This window comes from Streptosporangium sandarakinum, assembly GCF_050942225.1.
Taxonomy (GTDB): domain Bacteria; phylum Actinomycetota; class Actinomycetes; order Streptosporangiales; family Streptosporangiaceae; genus Streptosporangium; species Streptosporangium nondiastaticum.
This window is the reverse complement of the sequence record NZ_CP192034.1, coordinates 1,304,083-1,316,554: the sequence shown is the minus strand read 5'-3', so window position 1 is coordinate 1,316,554 and position 12,472 is coordinate 1,304,083. Positions and strand designations below refer to the sequence as shown.

Here is a 12,472-nt window from a genome sequence, read left to right as displayed (position 1 = left end):
GCCCAAGCGTACCGGCGCGCCCGCTCCCTACCGCCCGGTACGGTCCCGGCCGTACTGTGGGCGCATGCTGCGCCGACTCCGGACAAGCCGCCTGCTGCGGGTTCTCCTCGCCCTCGTCGCCATCGGCTTCCTCGGCTACGGCCTGACCCGGAACTGGGACGACACCCGCCGCGCGCTGGCGGAGCTGTCGTGGTGGTCGGTGGCCGGGGCCTGGGCGTCGGTGATGGCCGGGGCGGGCTGCATGCTCGTCGCCTGGCAGCGGGTGGTCGCCGGGCTCGGCTCGCCGCTGCCGCTGCGCGTGGCCGCGCGCGTGCTGTTCGTCGGGCAGCTCGGCAAGTACGTCCCGGGGTCGGTCTGGGCCTACGCGGCGATGATGGAACTGGGCCGCGACCACGGCTGTCCGCCCCGGCGCACCTTCAGCGCCACCTCGCTGGCCCTGCTGGTCTCGCTGGGCTGCGCGGTCGGCCTCGCCGCCGCCACGCTGCCGTTCACCGCCCGGTCGATGGCCGGGCGGACGTGGTATCTCGTCCTGGTCATCCCGGTGATCGCGGTGTGCCTGCACCCGAGGGTCCTCACCTGGGGGCTGAACCTCGCGCTGCGGATCGCCCGCCGGGAGCCGGTCGAGCGGGTGCTGCCCGGCCGCGCCCTGCTCGCGGCCCTCGGCTGGACGCTCCTCGGCTGGCTGGTGTACGGCCTGCACGCCTGGCTCGTCCTGGGCGACCTGACCGGCGACTTCTCCCTCTACGCGCTCGGCGCCGGAGCCTACGCCGCCGCCTGGGCCACCGGCCTGCTGATCGCGGTCGTCCCGGCGGGGGTCGGCGTGCGCGAGGCCGCGATGGCCGCGGCTCTCATGTCGGGACTGAGCCAGGACGCGGGCGGCCTCGGGACCGTGGAGACGGTGGCCGTCGTCTCCGTCGTCGCCCTCGTCTCCCGGCTGGCGTTCACCCTCACCGACCTGGCCTGGGCCGGGATCGGCTGGCTGCTCGGCCGCCGGGCTCAGGCCCCGGCGGAGACCAGCGCGTCGGCGTACGCCGCCCAGTAGGGGTCGGGGTCGACGGCCTTGACCCCGGCGCGCAGCCGCTCGGGCTCGCCCGGCCGGTAGAACCTCTCCAGCGTCGCGCGCAGCTCCTCCACCGACCCCGGCTCGACGAGCAGGCCGTCCACGCCGTCGGTGACGTGGTCGGCGAGCGTGCCGACCCGGGTGGCGATCACCGGCACCCCCAGCTCGTGGCCGAGCCACACCTGCTGGCTGGCCGTACCACCGCGGTAGGGCAGGACCAGCGCGTCCACGTCGGCGAACAGCGCCGGGAGGTCCTCGTCGGCGACGTAGCCCGGCCGCAGCTCCACCCGGGTGGTCAGCCCCAGCTCGCTGACGAGCGCCTCGATCTTCTCGCGGACCCCCCAGAACTCCCCGGCCACCCGCAGCGAAACGCCCTCGGGCAGCGCGCGGATCAGCAGGTCGAGCCCCTTGTACGGCCGGACCAGGCCGAAGAACAGCAGCCGGTTCGTCACGCCCTCGACGTGGTCGTTCCCACGCAGCCCCCGCGGCAGGTGCGGCGCCATCTCGGCCACCCTCACCGGGGCGGACGTCAGCCCGCGGGCCAGCCCGGCCTGCTTCTCCGAGTGCGTCAGCACGCCGTCCACCCGGCGCAGCAGCGCCCGCACCAGCGGCTCGTCGTACGGCTTGCGCTCGTGCGGCAGCACGTTGTGGCACAGCGCCACCACCCGGGTGCGCCGCCGCAGGCCGGACAGGATGCCGAGGTAGGGCGGCACCTGCACGGAGCTGAGCAGCACCAGGATCACCAGGTCGGCGCTCGCGAGGCGGCGTCCGGCGCGGAACCAGCCGTCGGGCCGCCGCCAGTCGAGGTCGCGGCGGACGTTCGGGAAGGGCCGCTCGTCCGGGGTGTCCACGGTCTGCTGCCCGGGGTACAGGAACGACGGGTACTGCGCCCGCCACGACTCGACCACCACGTCGTGGCCGGCGTCGCGCAGCCGGTGCGCCAGCTCGGCGGTGTGCGCGGCCCCGCCGCCCTTGTACGGGTGGACCGGCCCGACGATCGCGATGCGCATCTACTCGCTCCTGGACCGCACGATGAGGTCCGCCAGCAACGCCAGCGAACCGATGAGCAACCCGGAGATGAAGATCACGATGGTGTTGCTGGCGAGGTAGAAGGGGTGGATGACGTTGTCGTAGATCCCCTTGACGATACCGATGCAGACCAGCCAGATGGCCGGGGGCATCAGGACCTTCAGCGGGTTGAAGTACATCACCATCCGCAGCACCTGCAGGATGTAGCGGTAGGCGTCGGAGATGAAGCTGAACTTCGACTTGCCGGCCCGCTTGCTGTACTCGATCGGCAGGTAGTAGACGTCGTGCTGGTTCGACAGGAACGACAGCGTGATCGTGGTGACGCAGGAGAACCCGGGCGGCAGCAGCCGCAGGTAGGGCCTGGCGACGGACTTGCGGAACGCCCGCAGCCCGGAGTTGAGGTCGGGGATCTTCTGCCCGGCCAGCCGCTCGGCCACCTTGCGGATGAACCACTTGGCCGGCACCCGCAGGATCTTGTGCGAGCCCTCCTCGGTGGTCCGCGCGCCCACGACCTGGTCGATCGTGGGGTCCTTCTCCAGGAGCTGGACCAGCTCGGGGATCCGCTCGTTGGGGTAGGTCATGTCGGCGTCGGTCCACACGACGATCTCGCCGCGGGCCTCCTGGGTGCCGATCCGGCGGACGGTGCCCGACCCGCCGTTGCGGTGGAACGCCCTGATCCGCATGTTCGGGAACCGCGGCGCGGCCTCCTGCAGCCTGGCCAGGGTCTGGTCGGTGGAGCAGTCGTCGACGGCCACGAGCTCGTAGGTGTACCCGCTGGCGTCCATGGCCGCGCAGATGCGCTCGACCTCGTCGATGACGTGGTCCTGCTCGTTGTAACAGGGCAGAACGATCGTCACGTACGGCGTTGCGTCCACGGCTGGTCCACTCTCGGAGGTCGTCTCGGTCGTACTCACGTCCGGCGAGGATACTCAGCCTATCCGAGCCCCGTGGCCACATGCCCCGGTCCGGGATCCCCGCAGGGGCCGCCCCTGAGCCTTCGGGAGGAGGTCACGCGGCCGGCGGCGGGGTGAGCGCGGCTCCGCCGAGCGGGCCGCCGGCCGGCCTTCCGGCTCCCCGTCCGCCTCCTCCGGTCACAGAACGTCCTCGGTGGTGAGGGCCGTCAGGACCCGGAGGGAGGGTTCTCGGCGGGGACGGTCATCCAGGCGTCGATGGCGGTGGACCAGGTGCCGTCCGGGGGGCTGACGAGGGAGCGTTCGTCCTGGCGGGTGCGCAGCGCCATCACCTGGACCGGCTCGCCGTACCGGGTGAGCTGGCTCCCCTTGACGGCGAGCAGGACGGGGACGCGGCCGGCGGCGCGGATCCGGGAGGCCAGGCGCAGCACGTCGGTCTTACCGGCGACGTCGGAGCCCCACAGCAGGGCGACCCGCGCGGCGGGGACGCCGCAGGCGCCCCGGACCACCTGGGTCAGCCGGTCGCCGGTGACCCGCTCGACGATCAGCACCGAGGCCCGTTCGGGCAGGGCCGCGCACATCGCCTCGACGGCCGCGCGCTCGCCCCGCTCGACCGGGGTGAAGGCCGTGCCGATCGAGGTCACGGCGGCGGGGACGACGAGCAGCGCCGCGCCCACGACGGTCAGACTCCGCTGCGCGGCCGGACCGTAGCCCATCCGGCGGATCTTGTCGCGCGCCCAGCGCAGGCCCCACACGGCGAGCACGATCAGGCCGGGCAGGACGACCGGGACCAGCCGCCGGGCGGCCCAGGGGTGGTCGGGGGTGATGGCCGGGCGGTAGAGGGTCGTGACGGTGGTCCAGCCGATCACGGCCAGCGGCAGCAGCCAGCCGAACCCGGTGCCGCGGGCGAGCCTGCGGGCCAGGACGGCCGCGGCCAGCGTGGCGAGCACCACGGCGGGCACGCCGATGTACCACATCACCCAGTGCAGGGAGTCCTCGTAGTACAGGCGGGTGCCGTCCACCGGCAGGCCGTTGGCCCGCTGGGTGTTGGTGATGAACAGGGCGTTCAGCCGGTCGGCCCGCGTGGTCGGCACCCTCGTGACCTGGTGCAGCCACGGCCGGGCGGCGAAGACGGCCATCACCGCGACCACCAGGCCGGCGACGGTCTCCGGCAGCCACCGCAGCGCCGCGACCCGGCGCAGCGCGGCGGCGAGCGGCCGGGCCAGCAGCGCGGCGACCACGGTGAGGGCCACGACCGCGCCGCAGATGAGCAGCAGCGGCGTGAGCGAGCTGGACAGATATTTCAGGTACGGCCGCGACAGGAGGTAGCCGGCGGCGACCCCCAGCCCGGTGCCCACGACGAGCCCGCCGAGCAGCGGGAGGCCGAGCCGTCCCTCCTCCCGCAGGCCGGTCCGGCCCATGGCGATGAGCAGACCGGCGTAGACGAGCACCGGAAGCACGTCGCGCAGCCCGTCGATCCTGACCAGGACCGCCAGCCCGAACACCAGACCGGCCAGTGCGGCTCCGGCCAGCGCGGCGCGCGGCTGGGCCTCGCGGACCTCCCCGGGCAGCTCGGCGGAGGGCGTGGTGGGCAGGTAGCCGAGGCCGGTGACGCCGGCGCGGAGCCTGGCCCGGGCGTCGTGCAGCAGGATCAACCCGCCGAAGATCAGGATGAGGGACGGGATCTCGCTGAACGTCGTGCGGGCGGTGTAGAGGAACGGGAGGCTGACCGCGAGCAGCAGGGCGGCGACCGGCGCCCAGCGCCCGCCCGCCAGCCGGGCGGTCAGCCCGGCGACGACCAGCACCGCCAGCGCCCCCAGCACGGGCGGCGCCAGGAGGAGCCCGGTCAGGCCACCCAGCCAGTGGCCGAACGCGTACAGCAGCGGCGGGCCGGGCATGAACTGCGGCACGACCGCGCCGCCGGAGTCGTAGAAGCCCGCGCTTTCGAACAGCAGCGCCGGGTCGGGCCCGCCGAGGGCCGCGATGTCCCGCGGGATCGGCAGCGAGCCGTGCCGGGCCAGCCAGATCGTGGTCTGCGCGTAGGTCGCGGGGTCGCGGCGGACGACGAGCTGCTCGCTGTGGAAGACGGCGTTGAAGACCGCCGAGCCCAGCGCCACCGCGACGACCGCGCCGGTCTGCCGGGCCGTCGCCTCGACCGTCTCGGGCAGGCGGCGCAGGCCGTACCGGCACAGGGCGGCCGCCGCGAGCAGGCCCAGCGGCACCGCGACGAGCGGCCGGAACCAGCCGAGCAGCAGCAGCGGCAGCCCGGCCAGCAGCCAGCCCACCAGCACGAGCGCGGGCGCGGCCGACAGCACGGCGAGCACGGTGCCCGCCGAGGGCCCGCGCTCGCGGTCTCGTGAGCCGGCCTCGGCGGCCGGCGTCGAGGGTGGTGACGGCCTCATAGCTGGACCCGAGCGTAGCGGCGGCCGGAACCGGCGGCGACGGGCGGCCGGAACGGGCACCGCGTCCGGAGCCGGAACGGGCGCAAGACCGGGTGCGGCGTCCGGCGCGGTGCCGGGTGCTGCGTCCGGCGCGGGGCCCGGGCCGGAGCCGGTAGCGTACGCAGCGCGCGAAGGGGGCTGGACGTGGGCGGGCGGGTGCGGCGATACCGGCGGTTCCTGCGGGACACGGGCGCGTGGGCGCGTGGACGGCTCCCGCGCGGCGTGGCCGGAGGGGTGCGGCGTCACCGGTGGTTTCTGGGGGTGCTGGGCCTCGGGGCCGCCCTGCGGGTGGTCACCGTGCTGGGATACCGGCCCGCGCTGTGGTTCCCCGACTCCTACACCTACGTCGTCACCGCCATCAAGCCCCGGCCCGACCTGGTCCGGCCGGCCGGGTACTCCATGTTCCTGCGGTTGTTCGAGCCCTTCCACAGCTTCGCCCTCGTCGCGTCGGTCCAGCACCTGCTGGGTCTCCTGGTCGGTGTGCTCGTCTACCTCACCGCCCGGCGGCTGGGCGCCCCCGGCTGGGCGGCGGTGCTCGCGTCGGTCCCTCCGCTGCTGGACGCCTACCAGATCGAGCTGGAGCACCTGCTTGTCTCAGACACATTGTTCGCCACTCTGGTCATGTCGGCCGTATGCCTCGCCGTGTCCCGGGCGACTGGACCGGTTTCTCCAGGTTCGTCCGCTCCGAGCCGGACCGTAGGGCTGGTGGCGGCGGGCGGGATCGGCCTGCTGGCGGCGGCGGCGACGCTGACCAGGACGGTCGGCCTGCCGCTGGTCGCGCTCTTCGCGGCCTGGCTGGTCTACCGGGCGCGGGGCCGGGTGCTCGCAGCCGGGGTGATGATCGCGGCGGCGCTGGTGCCGATCGCCGGGTACGCCCTCTGGTTCCACACCTCCCACCAGCGGTTCGGCCTGGTGGGCGCGAACGGCGTCTTCCTGTACGGCAAGACGATGACCTTCGCCGACTGCGCGGTGATGAGGCCGCCGCCCGACCTGGCCGTGCTGTGCGACCCGCGCCCTCCGGCGGCGCGGCCCCCGGCCCAGGAGTACGTCTGGAGCAAGGACTCGCCGCTGGTCAGACTGCCCGGCATCACCTTCACCGAGGAGAACGACGCGCTGGCCGGGCGGTTCGCGTCGCTGGCCATCACCCGCCAGCCGCTCGACTACCTCGGCTCGGTGCTGTCGGAGCTGGCCCGGTCCTTCACCCCGGACCGCCCGGTCTACCCCGACGCGGAGGTCTACGGCTACTACGAGTTCCCCGCGACGCCGCCCCCGCCCCCGGGCCGCTACCCGGCCACGGTGGGCGCCGAGTTCGCCCGGCGTTACGAGCGGGGGCCGATCGACGTCCGGATCGCCGAGCCGTACGCGGGCTGGATGCGCGCCTACCAGAGCGTCGCCAGGCTGCCCGGCACGGTGGTGCTGGTGATCGTCCTCGTCCCGCCGGTGACGGCGGCGGTACGGCGGCTCCGGCGGGGCCCGGCGGGGCGGTCGTGGCGGTTCCGGCGGGGGCCCGCAGGGGTGAGCGGCGGACCGGCCGGGGCCGGGCCGGCGGCCTGGCCGCTGCCGTGGGCGACCGCGGTGTTGCTGCTGGTCATGCCCCCCGCGGTGGCGGAGTTCGATTACCGCTACGTGCTGCCCGCCGTACCGGCGGCCTGTCTTGCTGCCGCTTTTATGGCGTCTAAACCTTCGTTACATAACATTCCAAGAAATGTCCGTATCTGAGTATGCTGGCCGCCGGATCATTCACGGGGGCTGTCAGGGCTGTCATGACCAAGTTCGCATCATCATGTCGTCCGGCACTCGTCTCGTGACCTACTCTTTGGGCGCAATGAGCGAGCTGAGACAGCACCGGACGTTGCCGCCAGGCGAGGAGATCGCATGAGCGACCATCGGCAAGTCGCTGTGAAGGACCGACGGGCCGAGCCCACCGGGCCCGGCCGCAGGGCCGCGCGGCGCGCGGGCGGCGACGACCGGCCCCCGCCCGAGGAGCCCCCGGTGTCCCGCCGCTCATCCAGGTCACCGCGACGCGGTGGGCTGGGCCTGAGCCGCTGGATCGGCATCGGGGTGACCGGCCTGCTGGTCCTCGGCACGCTGGGCGGCTACAAGGTCTACCACGACATCGAGGGCGAGTTTAAGAAACTCAACATCGATGACGAGCTCGGCAAGAACCGCCCGCCGGAGACCGGCGCGCTCAACGTACTCATCGTGGGCTCCGACACCCGCGAAGGCGCCGGCAACAAGAGGTACGGCCAGCACATGCAGGGCCTGGGCGAGCGGACCGACACGATCATGCTGCTCCACATCTCCCCGGACCGCGACAAGGCGACCCTGATCAGCTTCCCCCGGGACTCCGTGGTCCAGGTGCCCGAATGCCGTAGCCCCCAGACCAAGGCGGTCATTCCCCCCGGCCCCAGAATGATCAACGCGACGTTCAACGAGGGCGGCATCGCCTGCACCTGGAAGACGATCGAGTCGCTGACCCAGATCCACATCGACCACTTCGTCAAGGTCGACTTCTCCGGGTTCAAGAACATCGTGGACGCGCTGGGCGGTGTCCCGATCTGCGTCTCCAAGGACGTGGTGGACAAGAAGGCCAAGCTGGAGCTCAAGGCGGGCAACCACGTCGTGAAGGGCGAGACGGCCCTCGCCTACGTCCGGGCCCGATACTCGATGGGCGACGGCAGCGACCTCAGCCGGATCAAACGGCAGCAGGTCTTCCTCAACCAGGTGATGAAGAAGGCCACCAGCTCCGACCTGCTGACCGACCCGATCAAGCTGAACTCCTTCCTGAAGGCCGCGGCCGGCTCGCTCACCATGGACAGCCACCTCAACGTCAACCGCATGCTGGAGATCGCCCAGAGCGCGAAGAAGCTCACCGCCAAGGGCCTGCAGGCCATCACCGTCCCGTGGATGCCCGACCCGGCCGACAAGAACCGGGTCGTCTGGCGGCCCGAGGCCGCCAACCTGTTCGAGGCGATCCGCGCCGACACCGAGGTGACCCAGCCGGACAAGGCGTCCACCAAGCCGGCCGTCAAGAACGAGCAGGTCCGGATCCAGGTGCTGAACGGCACCGGCAGGCCCGGCGTGGCCGGCGAGGCGGCCGCCAAACTGGCCGACCAGGGCTTCGTGGTGGTCCAGACCGGCAACGCCGGCCCGGCCACCGGCGTGCCCACCACCTCGGTCCGCTACGCCAAGGCCGAGACCGAGGGCGCCGCGTACGGCGACGCGCTGGCCCTGCGGCTCTCGGGTGACAAGCTCACCCCCGTCGCGGGCAAGATGCGGCCCACCAACGTGCAGAACTACGCGCCGACCATCCCGGTCACCACGCCTCCCAAGGGCCCGATCATCCAGCTGGTCATCGGCAACGACTGGAAGGGCGTCCGCGTCCCCACCAAGATCCCCGACTCCCTCAAGGGCAACGTCGTCGACAGCAAGACCGACCCCTGCCAGTGATCCGCGAAGCCCGCGGCCCGCGCCCGGCGCGCGGGGCGGCGTCCGCGACGGACGCCGCCCCGGACGCCGGGCGCCGGGTCACGGCGGGCTGGGCACCAGGTCACGTTTTCCGGGGAACCCGGCGTCCGCCGGAGCCGTTGTGCGACATCGGCCGCGTTCCCGGTCTAGGGTTGTCGGGTCGGCGAGGCGGACCTCACTCTGCCGCATCCCTCGGCGATCCCCGGGCGTCCCGCCGGCGCGACCCACCGGTCCCGTTTCAGAGAGATGATCGAGCCCACCTTCCGCCTTCCGAGAGATAGCCGAGCGTTTGCCCCGTGAGTGATCCCCGATTCCCCTTCCAGGTACCGGCTCCCCGAGACGACGGCCCCGGCGGGTCCGGAGGCGGGCAGGACCGGACGCCCGACCGGTGGCCGGCGTCCGAGGCGCCCCAGCCCTCCTGGCCGGAGCCGCCGGGCGAGAGCGGCCGGGGCCGTCGTGGCGGCGACCGGGGTCACCGCGGAGACGACCGGGACCACCGCGGGGACGACCGGACCCGGGACGAGGGGGCCGGCGAGGTCACCGCGTGGGGCTACCCGCCCTACCGTGAGCCCGCCCGGGAATCGCCCGCCTCCCCCTGGGACTCCCCCGCGCCCGGCTCGCACGAGGCCCCTGGCCGGCACGCCCACGGGTCGCACGAGTCCCCGCTCCGGGAGACTCACGGCTTCCACGAGGCCCCGGGCCGGCACGCTCCGGCGTCCGGCCGCGGCGAGACCCCCGGCTGGGGGGCCGAGTCGCCCACCCCCGGGACGGCTGGGCGCAGTCCCGGGCCGAGGAGCCCTGGGCGCCGGCCGGGGTCGAGGAGCCGTGGACGCCGGCCGGGGTCGAGGAGCCGTGGGACCCGCCGCGGGCGCGGGCGCCGTACCACGACCGGACGGCCCAGGACCCCTGGGCGCCGGGCGCCCCCGCCCCCGGGGGCGGTGTCCCGGACCCCGGGGCGGCCGGATCGCACGAAGCGCCCCGGCCGGGGGACGCCGGACCCGCTGGACCCGGCGTGGACGCCGGCGCCCACGGGCGCGCACATCCCGGCGTGGGCGTCGGCCGCCTCCGCCCCGGCCCGGCCGGAGACCGGAGCCGGCGAGCGGCCGTTCTCCTACTGGGACAAGCCCCAGACCGAGTCGTCGCGCTGGGGCCGCTACCCCGAGGCGGACGAGGAGCCGCGGCCCGAGGAGGAGCCGCCCGCCCCTCCGGCCAAGAAGAAGCGCGAGCCGTACCTCGACAACGTCAAGTTCGTCCTGATCGCCCTGGTGGTGACCGGCCACTCGCTGGTCCCGACCCTGGCGGCGCACTCGTCCAAGGCCGCGTACCTCTTCATCTACACGTTCCACATGCCCGCGTTCGTGCTGGTCAGCGGTTATCTCGGGCGCAACTTCTGGAACTCCAACGCCAAGATCAACAAGCTGGTCGACACCATGCTGGTGCCGTACGCGGTCGTGGAGCTGGGGTACGCGCTGCTGCGCTACGCGGTCGGCCAGAAGTGGTCCCTGACGATCATCGACCCGGCGTGGCTGAACTGGTACCTGCTCGCCCTGGTGCTGTGGCGGATCTCCACGCCCATCTGGAACCGCATGCGGCAGCCGGTGCTCGTCGCGCTCGTCATCTCCATGGTCGCCGGCTTCTCGGAGATCTCCGGCGACTTCAGCATCGACCGCTTCTTCGGCCTGCTCCCCTTCTACGTGATCGGCCTGGTGCTCAAGCCGGAGCACTTCGACCTGCTCAAGCCGCTGTGGGTGCGGATCACCGGCGGGGTCGTCCTGGCCGCGGGCGCCGCGGTGGCGATCTTCATCGCCCCGCACGTCAGCCTCAAGCCGGTCTACTACCGCTACAGCTTCAAGTCCATGGACATGAGCTGGTGGCTCGGCCTCGGCGTGCGCGGCGCGATGCTGCTGGCCGGGCTGGTGCTCTCGGTGGCACTGCTGGCCGTGGTGCCGCGGCGCCAGACGTGGTTCTCCGACCTCGGCACCCGCACCCTCTACGCCTACCTGCTGCACGGTGTCGTCGTGCTCGTCGCCAAGGACCAGAAGTGGCTGAGCTTCCCCTGGCTGTACGGCCCGCTGGGCGTGATCGCGATCACCTGCAGCGCGCTGGTGCTGGCGATCATCCTCTGCCTGCCGGTGACCCGCACGGCCTTCAAGTGGCTGCTGGAGCCGCGCCTGGTGTGGCTCTACCGGCGCCCGGCCGGGGAGGCGGCGCGCCCGTCCTCGACGGTGCCCGCCGCGGACATGCCCGCCGCCGCGACGCCCGTGGACCCGGCCGCCGGGCCCGCCCGCAGGGAGAGTTCAGCCCCGCTTCCCCGGTGATTAACCCGGCACACCCGGTGAGGACGGAACCTCCGCCCAGCATCGGCGTATGAGGGTATGTGTCGGGACGATCGTCCACCATCCCGAGGACGCCCGGATCATGCACAGGCAGATCCGGGCCCTCCTCGACGCGGGGCACGAGGTCACCTATGTCGCCCCTTTCACCGACTGCAACGTCACCCCGGCCCCCGGTATCCGCGCGATCGACGTCCCGCGCGCGCTCGGCGCCCACCACGGCCGGGCGCTGCGGGCCGTGCGCGGGGCGCTGCGGCGCGGGACCGAGGACGCCGACCTGCTCCTCGTCTGCGACCTCGCGTCGCTGCTCAGGCTGCCCCGCCGCCGCCCCGTCACCGTCTGGGACGTCCGCGACGACGCCTCCGGGCCGTGGGCGGCCGGTTCGTTCCCCGGGCTCCGCCTCCCGCGGCCCCTGCTCCGCCTCGCCGAGTCCCGCGCCGAGCACCGCGTCCACCTGATCCTGGCCGACGCCTCCCACCGGGAGCGGTTCCAACTGTCCCATCCCGTGGTCCCCCGCGCCGCCCGGGTGCCCGAGCGGCCGCCGCGGCCGCCCGCCGGTGGGCGGGTCGTCCACCTGGGCAGGCTCCGCGCGGACGGCGGCGTGGCCGAGCTGGTCGAGCTGGCCCGGCGGCTGGCGCCGTACGGGATCAGGACGGACCTGATCGGCGAGGCCGACCCGGCGGTCCGCCCGGCGGTCCGCGACGCGCAGCGGGCGGGCCTGCTCGACTGGTACGGCCACGTGCCCGACCGGCACGCGACGCGGATGGCCGAGGGCGCCCTGGCCGGGCTCGCGCTCCCGCACGACCTGCCCGGCGCCGGGCGGGCCGTACCGGCCAAGGTCGTCGAGTACATGGCCAGGGGACTCCCGGTCATCACCACCCCGGCCCCGGCCGCCGCCGCGGTGGTCGAGCGGACCGGCTGCGGCGTGGTGGTGCCCTTCGGCGACGTGGACGCCGCGCTGCGCGCCGTACTGGCGCTGCGGGACGACCCCGTCCGGGCGGCGGACCTGGGCGCGCGCGGCCACCGGGAGGCGCTGCGCCACCACAACTGGGCCGACCACGCGGGCGGGTTCGTCGAGCTGCTGGAGGGCTGGGCCGCGACGGGCGCCGCCCCGGCACCCGCCCGTCCCCGCCCCCTGCCCGCCTGACGGACCGCCCCGGCACCCGCCCGTCCCCGCCCCCTGCCCGCCTGACGGACCGCCCCGGCCCGCGTGCCGGCCCGGTCCGGGCG

8 protein-coding genes are annotated in these 12,472 nt (G+C 73.8%); 5 read left to right on the top strand and 3 right to left on the bottom strand.

The features are described from left to right. Positions 1 to 64 precede the first annotated feature (64 nt). Entirely contained in the window at positions 65 to 1,042 is a 978-nt protein-coding gene (locus ACQP10_RS06340) for a lysylphosphatidylglycerol synthase transmembrane domain-containing protein (protein ID WP_179819450.1), read from the top strand. Here ACQP10_RS06340 and ACQP10_RS06335 read toward each other — a convergent pair. The 3 genes from ACQP10_RS06335 to ACQP10_RS06325 form a co-directional block, all read right to left on the bottom strand. Continuing rightward, on the bottom strand, positions 997 to 2,070 hold the full coding sequence (locus ACQP10_RS06335; protein ID WP_179819451.1) for a glycosyltransferase family 4 protein: 1,074 nt from the start codon (positions 2,068 to 2,070) through the stop codon (positions 997 to 999). The genes ACQP10_RS06340 and ACQP10_RS06335 overlap by 46 nt on opposite strands. Then, a complete protein-coding gene (locus tag ACQP10_RS06330; RefSeq protein ID WP_399499951.1) occupies positions 2,071 to 3,003 on the bottom strand; it encodes a glycosyltransferase family 2 protein in 933 nt (310 codons plus the stop codon). Between the two features lie 206 nt (positions 3,004 to 3,209). Then, positions 3,210 to 5,402 carry a hypothetical protein gene (locus tag ACQP10_RS06325; RefSeq protein ID WP_433541034.1) on the bottom strand — a complete coding sequence of 731 codons (2,193 nt, stop codon included), beginning with the start codon at positions 5,400 to 5,402 and terminating at the stop codon, positions 3,210 to 3,212. Between the two features lie 183 nt (positions 5,403 to 5,585). Here ACQP10_RS06325 and ACQP10_RS06320 point away from each other — a divergent pair, with 183 nt between their 5' ends. The 4 genes from ACQP10_RS06320 to ACQP10_RS06305 all read left to right on the top strand — a co-directional run bounded on the left by ACQP10_RS06320 (position 5,586) and on the right by ACQP10_RS06305 (position 12,389). Further along, complete coding sequence (locus tag ACQP10_RS06320; RefSeq protein ID WP_312873151.1) at positions 5,586 to 7,160, top strand: hypothetical protein; 1,575 nt, start codon at positions 5,586 to 5,588, stop codon at positions 7,158 to 7,160. A 156-nt stretch (positions 7,161 to 7,316) separates the two neighbouring features. Next, on the top strand, positions 7,317 to 8,891 hold the full coding sequence (locus tag ACQP10_RS06315; RefSeq protein WP_179819453.1) for an LCP family protein: 1,575 nt from the start codon (positions 7,317 to 7,319) through the stop codon (positions 8,889 to 8,891). A gap of 956 nt (positions 8,892 to 9,847) precedes the next feature. Then, the gene (locus tag ACQP10_RS06310; RefSeq protein WP_433541033.1) at positions 9,848 to 11,227 is read left to right on the top strand and encodes an acyltransferase family protein; all 1,380 of its coding nucleotides are present in this window, start codon (positions 9,848 to 9,850) and stop codon (positions 11,225 to 11,227) included. 49 nt (positions 11,228 to 11,276) lie between these two features. Further along, on the top strand, positions 11,277 to 12,389 hold the full coding sequence (locus ACQP10_RS06305; RefSeq protein ID WP_433541032.1) for a glycosyltransferase: 1,113 nt from the start codon (positions 11,277 to 11,279) through the stop codon (positions 12,387 to 12,389). Positions 12,390 to 12,472 lie beyond the last annotated feature (83 nt).